The organism is Streptomyces sp. T028 (genome assembly GCF_048159505.1).
In the GTDB taxonomy this organism is placed as follows: Bacteria; Actinomycetota; Actinomycetes; order Streptomycetales; family Streptomycetaceae; genus Streptomyces.
In genome coordinates, this window is sequence record NZ_JBLRVZ010000026.1 from 265297 (window position 1) to 281787 (window position 16491).

General features: G+C 74.6%; 15 protein-coding genes. 1 reads left to right on the top strand and 14 read right to left on the bottom strand.

Annotated elements, in window-relative coordinates:
* Positions 1-23 precede the first annotated feature (23 nt).
* The 14 genes from ACLZN2_RS25125 to ACLZN2_RS25190 form a co-directional block, all read right to left on the bottom strand.
* Complete coding sequence (locus ACLZN2_RS25125; RefSeq protein ID WP_416981268.1) at positions 24-455, bottom strand: GNAT family N-acetyltransferase; 432 nt, start codon at positions 453-455, stop codon at positions 24-26.
* Positions 452-1513: a pyridoxal phosphate-dependent aminotransferase gene (locus tag ACLZN2_RS25130; protein WP_416981269.1), complete on the bottom strand. Its 1062-nt coding sequence runs from the start codon at positions 1511-1513 to the stop codon at positions 452-454. Before ACLZN2_RS25130 ends, ACLZN2_RS25125 begins: the two co-directional genes overlap by 4 nt.
* On the bottom strand, positions 1510-1935 hold the full coding sequence (locus ACLZN2_RS25135) for a cupin domain-containing protein (RefSeq protein WP_416981270.1): 426 nt from the start codon (positions 1933-1935) through the stop codon (positions 1510-1512). Before ACLZN2_RS25135 ends, ACLZN2_RS25130 begins: the two co-directional genes overlap by 4 nt.
* 11 nt (positions 1936-1946) lie before the next feature.
* On the bottom strand, positions 1947-3242 hold the full coding sequence (locus ACLZN2_RS25140; protein WP_416981271.1) for an ATP-grasp domain-containing protein: 1296 nt from the start codon (positions 3240-3242) through the stop codon (positions 1947-1949).
* Positions 3243-3253: 11 nt separating this feature from the next.
* Positions 3254-3979, bottom strand: coding sequence for a GNAT family N-acetyltransferase (locus ACLZN2_RS25145; RefSeq protein ID WP_416981272.1), 726 nt, complete (start codon positions 3977-3979; stop codon positions 3254-3256).
* Positions 3980-3992: 13 nt separating this feature from the next.
* Positions 3993-5312, bottom strand: a complete 1320-nt coding sequence (locus tag ACLZN2_RS25150; protein WP_416981273.1) for an MFS transporter — start codon at positions 5310-5312, stop codon at positions 3993-3995.
* Positions 5309-6373, bottom strand: a complete 1065-nt coding sequence (locus tag ACLZN2_RS25155) for a methyltransferase (protein WP_416981274.1) — start codon at positions 6371-6373, stop codon at positions 5309-5311. The genes ACLZN2_RS25150 and ACLZN2_RS25155 overlap by 4 nt, the downstream gene beginning before the upstream one ends.
* A complete protein-coding gene (locus ACLZN2_RS25160; RefSeq protein WP_416981275.1) occupies positions 6370-7698 on the bottom strand; it encodes a hypothetical protein in 1329 nt (442 codons plus the stop codon). Before ACLZN2_RS25160 ends, ACLZN2_RS25155 begins: the two co-directional genes overlap by 4 nt.
* A 54-nt stretch (positions 7699-7752) precedes the next feature.
* Positions 7753-12267 (bottom strand): amino acid adenylation domain-containing protein, encoded by a 4515-nt coding sequence (locus tag ACLZN2_RS25165; RefSeq protein WP_416981276.1) that lies wholly within the window; start codon positions 12265-12267, stop codon positions 7753-7755.
* Positions 12264-12518, bottom strand: coding sequence for an acyl carrier protein (locus ACLZN2_RS25170; RefSeq protein ID WP_416981277.1), 255 nt, complete (start codon positions 12516-12518; stop codon positions 12264-12266). Before ACLZN2_RS25170 ends, ACLZN2_RS25165 begins: the two co-directional genes overlap by 4 nt.
* A gap of 63 nt (positions 12519-12581) precedes the next feature.
* Positions 12582-13454 carry a hypothetical protein gene (locus ACLZN2_RS25175; RefSeq protein ID WP_416981278.1) on the bottom strand — a complete coding sequence of 291 codons (873 nt, stop codon included), beginning with the start codon at positions 13452-13454 and terminating at the stop codon, positions 12582-12584.
* A gap of 46 nt (positions 13455-13500) precedes the next feature.
* Complete coding sequence (locus ACLZN2_RS25180) at positions 13501-14763, bottom strand: tryptophan 2,3-dioxygenase (protein ID WP_416981279.1); 1263 nt, start codon at positions 14761-14763, stop codon at positions 13501-13503.
* Positions 14764-14995: 232 nt separating this feature from the next.
* Positions 14996-15274 carry a hypothetical protein gene (locus tag ACLZN2_RS25185; protein WP_416981280.1) on the bottom strand — a complete coding sequence of 93 codons (279 nt, stop codon included), beginning with the start codon at positions 15272-15274 and terminating at the stop codon, positions 14996-14998.
* A 188-nt stretch (positions 15275-15462) separates the two neighbouring features.
* A complete protein-coding gene (locus ACLZN2_RS25190) occupies positions 15463-15678 on the bottom strand; it encodes a DUF4177 domain-containing protein (RefSeq protein ID WP_416981281.1) in 216 nt (71 codons plus the stop codon).
* 317 nt (positions 15679-15995) lie between these two features.
* On the opposite strand from ACLZN2_RS25190, the gene ACLZN2_RS25195 reads away from it, so the two are divergent.
* The gene (locus tag ACLZN2_RS25195) at positions 15996-16454 is read left to right on the top strand and encodes an SRPBCC family protein (RefSeq protein WP_416981282.1); all 459 of its coding nucleotides are present in this window, start codon (positions 15996-15998) and stop codon (positions 16452-16454) included.
* Positions 16455-16491: the final 37 nt, after the last annotated feature.

The following is a 16491-nucleotide window of genomic DNA, read 5'->3' on the forward strand; positions in this document are numbered from 1 at the left end:
ATCGGGTGCGGGCCGGTGCCCGGTCAGCGGATGAGCGCGTGGACGAAGGGGCCGCCGCGGTCGGGGCGGCGGGCGAAGCCGATGCGCTCCAGGGCGCGTGGGGAAGGGGTGTGGTCGTGCGTGGTCGTGGCGACGACCGTGTCGACGCCGGGGTCGGCCGGCGCCCGGTGGGCGAGCGCGGCCGGAGCCTCGGTGGCGCGGCCCCGGCCCCGGGAGTCCGGGTGCGGGTCGAAGCCGGTCTCGACGGCCCCGCCCGTGGGCGGACGGTGGAATCCCGTGCCGTCGAGGACGAGGGCACCCTCGTCGCGGACGAGCACGTGCGTGTCCCGGCCCGGCCGGTGCGTTCCGGTCGGGTGGGCGCCGGTGAGCGTCCTCGCCGCCTCCCGCGAGCCCTCCCCCGACGGCACCTGGCGCAGCCGGAGGCGGTCGGTGTCGGGGGTGGTCGCCCGGGTCACCGGTCCTCCCGTGCGGGCGTGAGGGCGGGGTCGGTGGCGGGGGCGACGATGTCGAGGGCGTCGAGTAGGCGTGCGAGGTCCGCGGCCCCGCCGACGGAGATCCGCAGGTGCCCCTCGAGTCCGAAGCGCCCCGCGTCGCGGACGAGGATGCCGTGGTCGCGCTCCAGCAGCCGTTCGGTGCGTGCGGAGTCGGGCACCGGTACGGCGAGGAAGTTGGTCACCGACGGCAGCGCCCGGCGCCCCCGGGCGGCCAGGTCGGCCCGGAACCGCTCACGGGCCACGGCGTTGTCGCGCCGTACCCGCTCCACATGGCCGCGGTCGGCGAGCGCGGCCACGGCGGCGGCCTGGGCGGCCCGGTTGACGCTGAACGGCATGCTGCCCTGCACCTCGCGCAGCCTTCCCACGAGGCCGGCGCTGCCCACGGCGTAGCCGATGCGCAGCCCGGCCAGCCCGTGCGCCTTGGAGAAGGTGCGCAGGGCCAGCACCGGGGCGCCGGTGCCGAGGTGGTCGAGGACCTGGGGGGTGCCGGGCGGGGCGAAGTCCAGGTAGGCCTCGTCCACCACGAGGGGGGTGCCGGTGGCGGCCGCCCGCTCGACGAGGAGGTCGAACCCGGCGCGGTCGAGGGCGTCCCCGGTCGGGTTGTGCGGGTTGCACACGTACACCACACCCGCGCCGTCGAAGGCGTCGGCCAGGGCGGCGAGGTCGCCCACGGGTACTTCTCGGCAGCCGCGCCGGACGTTCTCCAGACAGATCCGGTACCCGGGGAAGGTGCCCGCGGTGGTGACCCCGGGGCGCTGCAGGTCGCCCAGGCACAGCGCGGTGAGCAGGACCAGTTCGTCACTGCCGTTGGCGACGGCGACCTGGTCCGGGCGCACGCCCAGCAGCTCGGCGACGGCCTGTGCGGGCGCGGTGCGGGCGGGGTCGGGATAGGTGCCGGTGGCGTCGACGGCCTCGTGGGCGGCGCGCAGGGCGTGTGGACTGGGGCCGTACGGGCTCTCGCTGAGGTGCAGGCGCACGGGCGCCCCCGTCGGGGTGCGCGGGACGGCGGGGGCGCTCACCGCTCACCGCCGAGCAGGAGGCCGAAGCAGTAACTGCCGGGCTCGGCCTCCAGGGTGAGGAAGCGGTGCTCGGCCCCGGCGGGGACCCGCAGCAGGGCGGGCGAGGTCAGCTCGTGCCGGTCGCCGTCGACGAGGACCTCGATGCGCGCGCCGCCCGGGTGGGGCGAGACCAGGAAGTAGATCTCGTCGACCTCGTGCCGGTGCGGATCGGCCACCGGTCTGCCGACGAGGTGGTCGATGGGGCCGCCGGCGAGCTCGACGGGGACGCCGCCGAACATGTCGGCGGTCAGGTAGAAGGGCGCCGGTTCGTGGTGCCCGGCCACCGGCAGGAACCGCGGGATGTCCGTGCGGACTTCGGCGCTCGCCGTACGGGGGGCCGCAACCGCCGTGTTGGGGGCGGGAGTCGGCGTCTCGGTGGGCATGCGGGGGCCTTTCATCGGTCGAGAGGTGTGAGGGCGGTGGGGAGGGCAGTGGAGGCGGCCAGGTCGCGGGCGCGCAGGGTACGGCCGTCGGCGAAGGTGTAGGTGAGCATGTCGAGGGCCTGGTCGAGTACGGCGACCATCGCGCGGTGGTCGTCGGCGGTCCCCCACAGCACGGCCAACTCCCCCGTGCCGACGCCCGGTTGTACCTGGGTGCCGGGCTGCACGCGGGTCTCGTAGCCGTCGACGCCGGGCAGGGCGAGCGCGTCCGCGAGCCCGTGCACGCCGGTGAGCAGGCCGCCCTCGACGGGGGTCGGCACGGCGCGGGCGTACACCACCCGCTCCTGCGGCGCCCGGATCCCGGGAGCCGGCCCGCCCAGGGCGAGGTGCCCCGCCAGTGCCACCGGGTCGAGTCCGCCCGCGAGGCGGCCCAGTCCGCTCTGGAAGCCGCCCAGCCTTCCGTTGACCTCGATCAGCCGGGGGCCCCGGGCGGTCAGTTTGATCTCGGTGTGGGTGATGCCGGTGCGCAGTCCGAGTGCCTCGACCGCGCGGCCCGCGAGGTCGAGCACCGCCGCCCGTTCGGCGTCGGCGAGCGGCGCCGGCCAGTAGTGGCCGACCTCGCGGAACGGCGGGGCCAGCGGGAACTTGCCGGTCACCGCCCAGTGCGTGACCCGGCCGCGCCCCACCGCGCTCTCCACGGAGACGTGGTCGCCGTACGGGGAGCGGTCGACGCCCGCCAGATACTCCTCCAGCACGAGGGCCGGCTCCCCGTCCGGGCCGGCCAGCAGGTCGGCGGTGAGCGCGGCGCCGGTGTCCGCGTCCCGCACCAGGTGGGTGCTGCGGCTGCCCTCGCCCCTGGCCGGCTTGAGAACCGCCGGCAGTCCCACCGCGGCGAGCGCGGGCGCCCAGTCGTGCGGGGTGCGCAGCAGCCAGGTCCGCACCGGGTCCACGCCCCGCTCGCGGAGCCTGCGCCGCTGCTCGTACTTGTCCGTCAGCAGTCGTACGGTGTCCGTGTCGTGGTACGGCAGCCCGAGCCGCGCGGCCAGTTCCGCGGTCGTCCCGAGTCGGCGCTCGCTGAAGGTGAGCAGGGCGTCGGGGCGGTGTTCCCGAAGGCGCGCGGCGGCCTCTTCGAGGTCCTCGTCGACCGGCACCACCGGCGCCAGGTCGGCCAGCAGCAGGGCGAGTTGCTCGGTGTGGGCGGAGCGGCACACGGCGAGGACGACCTCGCCGAGCGGTGCGAGGCGGTCCACGATGTCCGCGGGGGCGACGGAGCCGAAGTCGTAGACGACGGCGATGACGGGGCGTGGCATGGCCGGTGTCCTCAGGCGTCGACGTGGTCGGGGTCGGGCGCGTACCGCACGCCGGAGAGAGTGGCGGCCAGCGCGGTCGCCGCGGGCTCGGCCGTCGTGGGCTCGGCGCCGAACATGCCGAGCGCGGGCTCCAGGCCGTCGATCTCCGCGGGGACGGCGCGGGACGCCGCCCAGTCCGCGCGGCGCAGCCGGTAGCGGTCGCTGACGGCGCGCACCCCACGTACGGCGTTGACCTGGGTACCGTCCTGGGTGAAGCCGAACTTGCGGCACACCGCCTGCGAGGCGGTGTTCCCCCGCCGTACGACGGAGAACGCGTCCTCGGCACCCAGTCCGCCGAAGGCCAGTTCGAGAACGGCGGCGCGGGCATGACCGCCGAGGCCCAGGCCCTGGTGGCGCAGGCCCAGCCAGGACGTCAGGAGCACCTCTCGGGTCACCGCGAAGTCGCGCGCGCCGAGCGACTGGGAGCCCACCACCTCGCCGTCGTGCACCACCACCAGGTACAGGGTCCAGTCCTCGGCGCTCCAGTCCGCCATGGCCTTCCAGTGGCGCTGGAGGACCCGGCGGGCGACGGTGGCCGGATCGCCGTCCGTCCACTGGGAGAAGAAGGGCATGAACCCGGGCGCGTGCACGCCCTCGGCGCCGAGGGCGGCGAGCGCGTCGAGGTCCCGCGGGGTCGGCCAGCGCAGCTCGACGAGCGGGGTGCGTACGGTGATGCCGCTCAGCGGCCAGTGCTGCATGTCGGGGTACCTCCTAGGAGCCGCTGGCGGCGGTGGCGGGGGCGGCGGCCGTGTGCTCGGCGTCGGATGCCGGGTCGGGCAGGTCGGCGTCGGCCGGCAGGGTGCGGCGCAGCAGCGGTCCCACGAGGGCGACGGCGGCGCAGACCGCGATGAGGGCGACGACCATGGGCAGGCCGTCGGCGAGCGGAAGCGTGGCTCCGGCGAGGAGGGGTCCGGCCACCGAGCCGGTGGAGACGGCCACGGACAGCATGGCGTTGGCCCGGCCCCGGACGCGTTCCCCGGCGAGGTCGTTGAGCAGGCCGGTGACCACGGGGAAGACCAGTGCCTCGCCCACCGACAGCAGCAGCACCCCGGCCATGGCCGTGGCGGTCGCGGGGGTGCCGTGCTGGCGGCCCGCGACCAGGACGAGGGCCCAGGCCGCCGCCCACAGGACGCCGGTCACGGACAGCACGGTGCTGCGGCGCACCCGTTGCACGCGTTCGCCGAGGACGACCTGGGTGAGCACGGCGACGACGATGTTCACGGCGAAGGTGCCGGACAGTCCCTCCGGCCCCACCGCGCCGTCGGCCGTGAGATAGCCCGGCAGACCCGACCTGAGCTGCCCGTACGACACCAGCGAGCACAGCGTGACCGTGGCCAGCAGCACCGCGAGAGACCGCTGTCCCAGCACCTCGCGGTAGCCGGCCGGTCCCCTTGCCTCCGCCTTTGCCTCCGCCTTTCGCCCGTCGCCGCGCTCGATGCGCGGCAGCAGCAGGAAGAAGGCGGCGCCGGCGGCCACGAAGGTGAGGCCGTCGGCGACGTAGAGCGCCGCGAAGCGGCCCGCGCGGGACCCCGGTCCCGAGGCGGCGACCAGCCCGCCCACGAGGACGCCGAGCCCGGTCATCGCGTTGAACACGGCGTAGTCGGCGGAGAACGCGAGCCCGCGCTCCCGGGCCGTGGCGGCACCGGCGTACAGGTAGCGCAGGACCGTGCCCACCCCGCTGATGCCGAGCCCGTACACGACGGCGGCGGTGAGCGCGGCCGGCGCCGAGGTGGCGAAGGCGTACAGGCCGGTGCCCAGGCCGGCGACGCACATCACCAGGGTGACGACGGGGCGCGGCGCGAGGCGGTCCAGGACCGCGCCCCAGGCGAGGCCGCCGACGACAGAGGTGGCCGCCTGTACGGCGAGGGTGGCGGCGGGGACCCAGGACGCGAGGCCGCGGACCTGGTCCAGGTAGATCCACAGGAACGGCAGGACCAGGCCGCCGCCGAAGGAGTTGACCGCGTTGACGGCCAGCACGGCCCGGGTGCGCGGGGAGAAGTCCCGCCAGACCGCGAGGGGGTTGGCGCTCACCGCGCCTCCAGGACGTACAGCCAGGAGTGCGGGGTGCCGAAGGGGACCGTGCGGACCGGGTGCAGACCGGCGGCCGCGAACAGTTCCTCGTAGGTCTCCTTGGTGTGCAGCGGTACGCCCATGAGCGCGTGGGCGAGTTCGTAGCCGAGGGAGAACACCGGCAGGGTGGTGGAGCCCTCGGCGTCTGGGCGGAGCGTGGTGTCGGCGAGGACGAAGGTCCGGGCGGCCGGGAACGCCTCGCGCAGCCGGGTGAACAGGTGGGGGCGCGTGTCGGGGTCGGCGAGCAGGTCGTGCAGCAGGAAGAAGCTCATCACGGTGTCCACCTCGGCGATGGCGTCGCGGTGGGCCTCGCGGTGGCACACGTCGAGCACGTCGGCACGGATCGCCCGGACCCGGTCCTCCAGGCCGGCCTCGGCGATGGTGCGGTGGCCGAGTTCGGTGGCGGGGCCGCTGATGTCGAGGCCCAGGCCGCGGGTGCCGGGCCGGGCGCCGACGACCCGGCTGACCCGGGCGGAGATGCCGCTGCCGAGGTCGGCGAGGGTGCGGAAGTCGATGCCGTCGAGGACCTCGTCGAGGGTGCTGGACATGAAGGAGCGGTCGTTCTGGCCGGAGCCGAGGGCGACCATCGCCTCGTCGCGCAGCAGGGTCTCGCCGAAGGTGGCCTCGCCGGTGGCCAGTCGGGCCGCCCCGGAGAACACGTCGCTGTAGCCGCCGACCGCCCAGGTGAAGTAGCCGCGCATCCGGAGCGTCTCGTGTCCGGCGTCGGTGAGGACGGCCGTGTCGCCGCCGTCCTCCAGCCGCAGCCAGCCGCAGACGGCCGCGGCGCGCAGGACCTCGCGGACGACGCGTTCACGGACGGCGGGCCCGGCGGAGCGCACGAAACCGGGGATGTCCAGGCGGGGTTCGGCGGCCAGCCGGTCCCAGACGCCGAGCCGGTCGAGGGTGTGCACCACGGTCGCGGCGACATAGCCGTTGAAGGCCTGGTCGACGCCGATCGGGGCGGGCGCCGCGCCGTACCAGTCGGCGGGCAGAGTGTGCGGCGGGGTGTGCAGGAGCGTCATGGTGATTCCGTTCCGTGTCGGACGAGTCGGAGTCCCGGCGAGGCGTCGGCGGTGGCGAGGCCGATGAGTTCGTCGAGCAGCCGCCGGGGGGCGAGCGTGGCGGTGAGCGGTTCGTAGACGGCGAGCGCCAGCGCCCAGTGGGCGGGTCCGGCGCGCAGGCAGCAGCGCACCAGCGGTGTGTCGCGCAGCGGGAGCGGCTGCCGTGCCGCGTCCAGGACCGCCACGTGCAGGACTTCCGGCCCGTCGTCGGGGTCGGGGGTGAGGTGGACCGGCTCCGCCTGTGGGGTGGGCGGGGTGCGGGCCCGCCAGCGTCCTCCCGGTTCACTGAAGATGGTGCGCAGCGCCGGGTGCCGGCGCTGGAGTTCGGCGAAGGCGGCGCTCAGGGCGTCGGGCGTGGGGGAAGGTCCCGGAACGACGGTCGCGACGGCCGTGATGTGGTCGCCGGAGGAGCCGTGCCGGACCAGGTCATAGAAGAGCCAGCGCTGTTCGTACGGGGTGAGGGGGCGGGTGGCGGAGGTGTCGTCCGTGGCGGGGCCGCCGGCTGCGCGGCGCCGGAACGGATGGCCGGGCAGCCTGACCCGGCGTCCGGGTCGGCCGAGTGAGGTGTCGACGTCGTAGCCCAGCCGCCACAGTTCGGCGAGCAGCCGCGCGCGGGACGTGGCGTCGGCCGGATCGAGGACGACCGCGTCGACCGCGTCCGGCCGGGGTACGCCGATCAGGACGACGGGTGTTCCGTCGTCCTCCTCGGGGAGGGTCTCGTCGTCCGCCGGGGCGCCCTCGGCGGCGGCCAGCAGGGCGTCGGCCAGGGGGAGGTCGCCGCGTGCCGCGGCGGCGGCGAGGGCGCCAAGTCCCGTTCCGCGTACGGCGCGCGGGATCACGCGGCGGGCCCGCAGCCAGGCTGCCAGACCGTAGAGGACGGCGACGGTACGGGCCGCCGCGCAGTCGACGGCGTGCTCCTGGGCGATCCGCAGGGCGTCGGCCACTTCGGGGAGATCCAGGGGTGCCGTGGTGAGCGGGGCGCCGTCGAGCCGCAGGACGGGCCCGTCGCCCGGTGCCCGCGGGGGCGGGGGGCCGGGGACGGTGCCGGGGGCCGCGAGCAGTGCGGCGGCCTCGGCGGCGGAGCCGCCGGTGACGGCGTACCGGCAGGGGAAGCGTTCGCGGCCGGTCTGGAGGGTCAGGGCGACGTCGTCGAGGTCGGCGTCCGGTGTGTCCTTGAGCCACGCGGCCAGGCGGGCACATGTGGCGGCCAGGGACTCGGGGTCCCGGGCCGACACGGCCAGCACGCGGGGGACGTCCGTCGGGGGCATGGGTCGCTTCGGGGTCATGGGTCGGTCCGGGGTCATGGGTCGGTCCGGGGTCATGGGTCGGTTCACGGCGGGTCACACCCTTTCCGGCTGCGGGAGGAGGGCCGCGCCCGGCGCGGCCGTCCGGTGCTGCTGCACCACCACATGGGCGTTGGTGCCGCCCACGCCGAAGGAGCTGACGCCCGCCGTGCGCGGCCGGTCCGTCCGCTCGGTCCAGGCACGGCCCTCGCTCAGCAGGGACAGACGGCTGCCCGCGGCGAGTTCGTCGATGGGTTCGGCGACGTTGGGAGTGGCGGGCAGATGCCCGTGGTGGACGGCGAGCACGGTCTTGATGAGTCCGGCGATCCCGGCGGCGGTGTTGCAGTGCCCGATCGAGGCCTTGACGGCGCCGACGGCGACCGGCGGGCCCGTCCGCCCGAGCGCGTCGGCCAGGGCTGTGATCTCGATGGCGTCGCCGAGGCGGGTCCCGGTGCCGTGGGCCTCGACGTAGCCGATGTCCGAGCCGCCGACCCCGGCGGCGGCCAGGGCGTCGCGAATGACCCGGGACTGGCCCTCCACTCCGGGTGCGGAGTAGCCGATGCGGGCCCTGCCGTCGTTGTTGACCGCGCTCCCCCGGATCACCGCGTACACCGGGTCCCCGTCGCGTTCGGCGTCGGCGAGGCGGCGCAGCAGCACCGCTCCGGCGCCGAACCCGCCCACGGTTCCGGACGCGCGCCGGTCGAAGGGCCGGCACATGCCGTCGTCGGCGTAGAGGAAACCGGGACGGTAGCGGTAGCTGCCGTCGGAGGCCGGGTCGAGGGAGACCGCTCCGGCGAGGGCGTAGTCGCTGCTGCCCGTGAGCAGGCTGCGGCAGGCGAGGTGGACCGCGTACAGGCCCGTGGAGCAGGCGGTGTCGAGCAGCAGGGCCTCGCCCCACAGGTCGTGCAGGTAGGCGAAGCGTGAGGCGACGAAGGTGGGGTCGGCGTTGACGACGTCGTCCACCCGGGCCTCGGGGTCGGTGTCGAGGACCTTGGGGCAGCCGGCGTAGAGGCTGGTGCGGGAGGCGATGTCCGACAGGCGCAGGGAGGCGTCCTCCACGGCCGACCACAGCACCTCGTGCAGCACTCCCTGCTGGGGGTCGCCGTGGCGCAGGTCCTCCTCGCCGAACCCGAGAAGGTCGGCGTCGTAGCGTGCGCCCTCTGCGGCCATGCCCCAGCGCGCCACCCGCCGCTGTCCGCCGGGCAGTTCGGTGATCAGCGGTCCGGGTCCCTCGGTGAAGCAGTCCCGTCCGGTGCGCAGGTTGTCCCAGAAGGCGGCCAGGTCGGCGGCGCCGGCGAAGCGCGCGCCCATGCCGATGACGGCGACGGCGTCGTCGGGGCCGGAGGGGCCGGATGGCCGGGATGAGGCGGAGGACGTGGAGGACGCGGAGACCCCGGAGGACGTGGCGAAGCCCGTGAAGCGCGCGGCGGTCGTGCGGGGGGTGTCGCTCTCGTCGCCGCCGAGCAGCCGGGTCTGCGACCGGACGGTGGTGTGGCGCAGCAGGTCGCCGATGGAGGGCCTGGTCCCGCTCGCGCGGTGGAGGGCCGCCTGGAGCCGGACCAGGAGGAGCGAGTGTCCGCCCACGTCGAAGAAGTTGTCGTCGGGGCCGACGTCGCGCCCGCCCAGCAGTTCCCGCCAGGCGTCGTACACGGCCTGCCGGAGGCCCGGTGCCGGGGCGGTACCGGTGGCGATGGCGGTACCGGCGGCGGTGGCGGCGCGGGTCTCGGTCCGCGGCGGCGCCGGGGTGTCCCCGGGACGGGGCAGGCGCCGCCGGTCGATCTTGCCGTTGGGGGTGAGCGGGAGTTCGTCGAGGACGATCAGGTGGGAGGGGACGGCGAACGCCGGCAGGCTCGCCCTCAGGTGTCGCATGACCTCCGGCCGGTCGCCGGGCCGGGCGAGCACCGCGTAGCCGACGATCTCCTTCTCGTCGCGGTCGTTGCGGCGGCTGGTGACGAAGGCCGCGGTGACGTCCGGGTGGGCACGCAGGGCGGACTCGACCTCGCCCAGCTCGACCCGCTGACTCCTGATCTTGATCTGGTTGTCGGCCCGCCCGATGAACTCCAGACGGCCGTCGGCGGTCCACCGCACCCGGTCACCGGTGCGGTAGAGCCTGCCGCCCGGCTCGGCGCCGAACGGGTCGGCCCAGAACCGCTCGGCGGTGCGGGCGGGATCGCCGAGGTAGCCGAGGGCCACACCGTCGCCGCCGAGGACGAGCTCGCCGGGCATGTACGGCGGCGCGGGGACGAGGGTGCCCTCGAAGACGACGTGGGCGCGGGTGCCGGGCACCGGGGAGCCGATGGACAGGGTGCGGGCCGCCTCGGGCACCTCGTCGACGGGGCACCAGGTGGAGGTGAAGGAGTTCTCCGTGGGGCCGTAGCTGTGCAGCAGCGTGCCGGGGCGGGCCCAGCGCAGCGCCTTGCGCAGATGCGGTACGGAGACCAGCTCGCCGCCGAAGTACACCCGGCGCAGCGTCTGGAGCAGGTCGGGCGCGTCCTCGATGAGGCGGTTGAGCAGTGGCGTGGTGACCAGCAGGGTGGTCACGCCCAGGGCGCGGACGGCGGTGCGCAGGGCGGGCGGGTCGAGGACGAGTTCCTTGTCGAGGACGGCCAGCCGGGCACCGTGGGTGAGGGCACCCCAGATCTCGTAGGTCGCGCCGTCGAAGTTGAGCGGGGAGAGGTGGGAGACGGTGTCGTCGGGTCCGAGCGGCAGGAAGCCGGGCCGGTGCATCAGGCGCACCACACCGCCGTGGTGCAGCAGGACGCCCTTGGGACGACCGGTGGAGCCGGAGGTGTAGAGGACGTTGAGCACGCTCTCGGGTCGGATGTCGACGTCGGGCGGCGTGCTGGGCAGGGCGGCGGCCGCGCGGGCGATGCCCTGTGGGGTGTGGACGGGCAGGCCGTCGGGCGCCCCGCCGGTGTCGGCGGTCTCGGCGATGAGCAGCCGGGGGCGGGCGTCGTCCAGGACGAGCCGCAGGCGGGCGTCGGGGTGGTCGGGGTCGAGGGGCAGATACGCGGCCCCGGCCATGGCGACGGCCAGCATCGCGGTGATCGTGTACGCACCGGGCCGCAGCAGCAGCGCGACGAAGTCACCGTCCCGGACGCCGGCCTCGGAGCGGAGCCAGTGCGCGGCGCGGGCCGCGTTCTCGGTGAGGGCACGGTAGGTGAGGGTGTCCTCGCCGTGCACGACGGCGACGGCGTCGGGCGCGCGGTGGGCCTCCCGCAGGACCAGTTCGGGCACTCCGGTTCGCGGGGCGGGGTCGTCGGCGTGCGGGGCGCGGGCGTCGCCTTCCGGTGATCCGGCGAGCGCGGCGAGCAGTTCCCCGCAGCAAGCGCCCGGGTGCTCGGCGGCCGACAGCAGCCTGTCGAGCTGACCGGCCATCAACGCGGCGGAGGTCCCGGTGTACAGGCCGGTGTCGTAGTCGATGCGCAGTTCCAGCCGGTCGGAGTGTTCCAGGGCGGCCAGGGCGAGGTCGTACTTGGCCGAGGCGGTGTCCAGGTGCACCACGCGCACGGTGGCTCCGGGCACTTCGTGGGTGCCGCCGGTGTGCGGTTGGTGCAGGAACACCGCGCGGTACGGCGGAGTCGTCGCCGGGGGCGGGGGTCCGTCGGTGGCGAGCGCCTCCATGGAGTCCAGGACCTGTTCGCCCAACCGCTGTGCGTACGCGCCGAACTCGTCGTCGGCGGCCATACGGCTGCGGACCGGGAGCACCCGGGTGAACAGCCCCACCGCGTCTTCGGTGCCCGGCTCGTCACGGCCCGCGAAGGGCATGCCCAGGACACCGTCCGCCTCGCCGGACCAGGCGTGCAGCAGCAGGCTCCACGCGGCCAGCAGCACGACGGCCGGGGACACGGAGTGACGGACGGCAACGTCCCGTACGGCGGTGAGGCGCGCCGGGGACAGGGTGCGCTTGACCCAGCCGGCCGTGCCCCGCAGCCGCTCCTCGGACCGGACCAGGTCGGGCAGCGGGCCGAGGGTGACGGGGTCGTCGGCGAGGAGGTCCCGCCAGTGGGCGGAGGGCGCGTGCTCGGTGGGGCCGGGCTCCACCGCTTCCGTGGCCGCGACGACGTCCGCGGTGTCGGGTCCGGGGCCGCCCGCGTGGGCACGGTAGGCGGCGAGCACGTCGGCCGCGAGGACGTCCAAGGTGCGTCCGTCGGCGACGATGTGATGCACCGTCAGGACTACCAGGGCGCCGTCGTCGTGGAGCAGTGCCTCGGCCCGCAGCAGGGGCGCGCCGCTCAGGTCCAGGGGACGCTGCGCCGCCCGGACCGCCTCCTCCCGCGCGCCTTCGGAGCGGCACGAGCCGGACCGCCGTACGACACTCAGGGGAAGCGGTGCCGTCGGCTCCGGGCGGAACCGGAGCTCCCCGTCGTCGGTGTCGAAGCGGCCGGCCAGCGCGGGCCGGCGGACGAGCAGGCCGGCGAGGGCCGACCGCAGGGCCGTCACATCGAGGTCGCCGAGGAACTCCAGGGCCAGCGGTACGTTGTAGCGGCCCGACTCCGGCTCGCTGCGGTCGGCGAGCCAGATCTCCGTCTGGGCGGCCGAGACCGGCAGCCCGGTCGTGGGGCCGCTCACGCGTCGGCCGCCAGCTTCTCGGCCAGCCCGCGCACCGTGGGGTTGCCGAAGAGGACCCGCACCGGGATCTTCCGGCCCAGCTCCGCGCCCAGGTCCCTGACGACGTGCAGCGCGCCCAGGGAGTGGCCGCCGACGTGGAAGAAGTGGTCCTCGTCGGTAAATTCGTCGTGCCCGAGCGCCTCGGCCCAGGCCTTGCGCACCAGTTCGGTGAGCTCGGCGGTGCCGCGGGTCTCGGGTTCGGTCGCCGTCACGGCAGTCGTGTCCTTCCGTACATGGTCTCGGCCGCCGCCCGTGCGGGATCGGCGCTCGTCCGCTCAGGCGGGTGTCTGCTCGTCGGGCACGAACGCCCGGTAGGTGTCGTCCACGGAGTCCCACAGCCGGGGGAAGAGGCTCCGCTCGGCCATGGCGCGGACGCCCGCCGTGGACTGGCCGCGCAGGCTCTTGGGCAGGTCGTCGCGGGTGTCCGGGCCGGCGGACGGGCCGGCGGACGGGCCGGCGGACGGAGCGGTCTCGGGGTGGCCGCCGAGCTGGGACCACACCAGGCGCAGGTGGTGGTGCTTCCAGGCGGCGACCGCGCCGTCGAGCCTGAGCAGCGCCTGCCGTACGAGGGCGAGGTCGGGGGCCCGGTCCTCGCGGGCCGGCGCTGCGGCACGGCCCTGCGCGGCGATGACGTCACGCATACCGATCCCCTCGCGGACGAGGGCGGCCTCCGTCGCCTGCCACAGCGCGCCGGCCGCGCGGCGCAGGTTGCGGGCGCCGGGCGAGTCGAGACCCGTGGTGTTCTCCGGGAAGGTCTCGCGCATCAGCAGCAGGCTCTCCTGCGGGAGGAAGTCCAGCAGCGCGCACACGGCCCGGACCGCGACGTCTCCCATCGCGGCGGCGCGTTCCAGGAGCCGGGCGGCGAGAAGGTAGTCGCGCTCCCCCAGGCCCTGCGCCGCACGGCGCATCTCGTAGTGCATCTCGCACCACGCGTACTCGGTGATCAGGTGCACCGTCTGGAACAGCCGCTGGTCCGGGTGGACCAGTTCGTTCTCCGGCAGCAGCGCCGACAGAGCGGCGGTGAGCCGGGTGTCCTCCTCGTAGTTGCTGCCCCGGTCGTACTCGTACACGAAGAGGCGGTTGCTCTCCGCGGGGTTCATGATCCGGCGGGCCGTGCCGGGCCTGCCGGGCTGTGCTTGTCTGCTCATCGCTGCGAACGCCTCCGGGCGGGTGTGCGTGGGCGTGGGGGCGGGCTCAGCCGACGAGGGCGCCGTGCCGGTCCCGGGCCGGGAACAGCCGGTTGTCGAGGACCGCCGCGAGGTAGGGCACGCCCTCGGTGTATCCGGTGCCGGAGCGTTCGCCGATCATCCGTACGGCCAGGCGGTAGTGGGTCTGCTTCCACCGCTGGTGCACCGATTCCAGCCGGTCGGCGGCCGCCCTGAGCGCCGCGTCGTCCGCGGGGTCCAGCCGGTGTGCGGCGATCAGGCCGTGCCAGGTGTCCTGGACGGTGGCCTGCCCGTTCGTCACCCAGGCGTGCACCTGCGGCACGGAGGTGTAGGCCGGGGAGGCGAGCCGTCCGTGGCTGGGCGTGGAGCACAGGGACTCGAAGGTCTTGTAGCCGGCCGATTGGATGGCGCTCGCGCCCTCGGTGAACGTCCTGAAGGTCTGGAAGGCCTCCGGCCGCATGGTCGCCAGCAGCGAGAACAGGGGCAGGGACTCCTTGAGGACGTCGGCCACGGTGCCGACGAGGTCGGCGGCCTCCCCCGGCCGGTCCCCGTCGAGCCGTCGTACGGCCGTGGCCAGGGCGGACGACATGAAGGTGAACGTGGTCTCGAACGACTGAAGGGTGCGCAGAAAGAGGTATTCGTCGTGCAGGACGTACACCGGCTGCACGCTGCCGACCAGCGCCAGGTCCTCCTCCGGGCCGGCGGTGCGCAGGATCTCCGCGGCCAGCGGGCCACCCGGGGTACGGCCCGGGACCGCGGCGACGGCCACGGGGTCCACGGCTCCCCCCGGCGGCAGCGTGCGCAGGGCCGCGGGCTCCATCACCCGTACGGCCAACCGGGCGCGCTTGGCGACCAGTTCGGGCGAGGGGGGCATGCCGTGCGGGGCGTCCGGGGTGTCCGTCGCCGACCGTTCCTCGAACCGTATGAGATCGGCGAGCAGGAGCAGCACCGTCTCGTCGCGCGACCGCAGCGCCTCGCGCCAGTCGGCCGGGACGGGCCGGGTCAGCAGGGACAGAGCGGTGTAACTGGGGTAGTCGTAGCGGTCGTCGTGCTTGTCGAGGACGACGTCGAGGAACCTGTGCAGGAAGGACGGTCCGTCGCGGCCCTCGGGCTGGGGCAGCGAACCGCGTATCTCGTCGAGCAGGCGGAGAAGTCCGGCGTCCAGGAAGTGCTTGCCCACCGACCGCAGATGCCCGAGAAGCAGGGTGTAGGGGAATTCCTCGGCCCCGCCGTTCACCGTCCGGGCTCGCAGTTCCTCGACGATGCCGGCCGCGGACGTCGCGGACGTCATGCGTGGTTCCGGAGCGTCGGCGTACCGCAGCGCCCTAATGCGTTCCTCACTGCGGGGCGGGATTTTCGAGCGACCATGGAGGGGTGTCCTTTGCTCGGGACGAAGGGTGACCGCGAGACCCCGAGGTGAATGGACCGTCGAATTCAGCGCCGGACGCGATCACTTTCCGGAAGGATCCTCCGCCCTGCGCCCCGGACTCTGAAGTCACCGAATTCCGGTCACGCCACTCCGGTCACGCGCGAGCGGTCCCGCGGTCACGTGACACACCTGGGCACGGCGCCAGGGCGGACGGGAGCTCGAACTCCTTGCCCGAGAGGTCGAGGCGGCGCCCGTCACGGGGGACCGTGCGGTGCGCGGGGTCGACTTCGACACCCGCGGCGCGGAGGGCGCGGGCGCGGTCGTACGGGCGTCGGCGCACGGGTGACCGCAGCCGGAGCACGAGTTCGGGGACGTGGCAGGGCTTGACCACCGGCCTGATCCGCACCGCGCTCGCGGCGGTACTGCGGCGCACGACCGTCCTGGCCGCCAAGGCCGCCGCACTCTCCCTCACGGACGGCGCCACCGTGCGGACCATGGACGGGCCTCTGCGTACTCGCCCTGCGGGCAGCGGGCGCACTCGTCGTCGGCGGTACGGCTCGGCGGTTGCGGGATGCCTGAGACCGTGGGGAGGTGCTGCGGAGCGTTCCGGTGCGGTCCGGGTCAGCCGCGCGGGCGCTCGAAGGTCAGCAGCAGGCCCTCGACGGCTCCGGGTCCTATGCGGCCCTTGACGTCGGCGGAGGTGATGGCCTTGAGGCCCCAGCCGTCCTCGGCGTGCTTGTTCAGGACTTTCTCCAGTTTGTCGCTGTCCAGGGCGTCGCCGATCAGCGATTCCCGGAACGTGACGACCTTGTATTCGTAGACGTGAGCGCCGCTCATGGCTGGGTCCTCCTGGTGCGCTGCATGGCACCCCGGTAGCAGATTCGCGCAGACTACGGTGCCGACACGATCGTGGTCCACCAGGCATACGCGCGGCTGTTCCCCGCAGAGCGCGTGTGTCCGCTGCCACGGACGCTGGAAAGCCGTCTCTGCTCGGGTGGATGACGGCCCACCGGCGAGGGAGCAGTCGCCCGTCCTGGCGTACACCGCGCGGAAAGGCCTCAGGTCCCGTAGGGTCGCAGTGCCGCCGCGCAGGACCTGCGGTGCGGTGTGTCCCCAGCGTTCCTTCGCACGTGTCCGAGCGACGAGGAGTGCCCATGTCAGGACAGTTCGAAGCGACGGTCGAGGTGGACCGGCCCGTCGCGGAGGTGTTCGCCTACCTGGCCGACGGCCGCAACGACCCCCAGTTCAGCCCCCGGGTCCTGAGGATCGAGCGCGTCCCGGACGCCCCGACTTCCGTGGGCACGGTCTTCCGGAGCACGGTCAAGGACGCCGGCATGAAGACCGCGCGCGAGTTCCGCATCACCTCTCTCGAAGCCCCCGTGCGGCTCCGGTGGGCCGAGGTCTCGAAGAACACCGTGACGGCACGCGAAGGCGGCTACGACCTGGAGCCGTTGCCCGACGGCGGGACGCGGGTCCGTATCCACAACGTCCTGGAGGGCCACGGGCTGGGCAAGCTCCTCGTCGGCCTGGCGCTCGCCGCGGCTCGCAGGGACGCCGAGGCGTTCGGCCGGCGGATCAAGGCCGCGGCCGAGGCGGCGATCGCTCCTCGCTGACGTCCCTCCCCAGGCCGGCATCGCCGCCCTGCGGGCC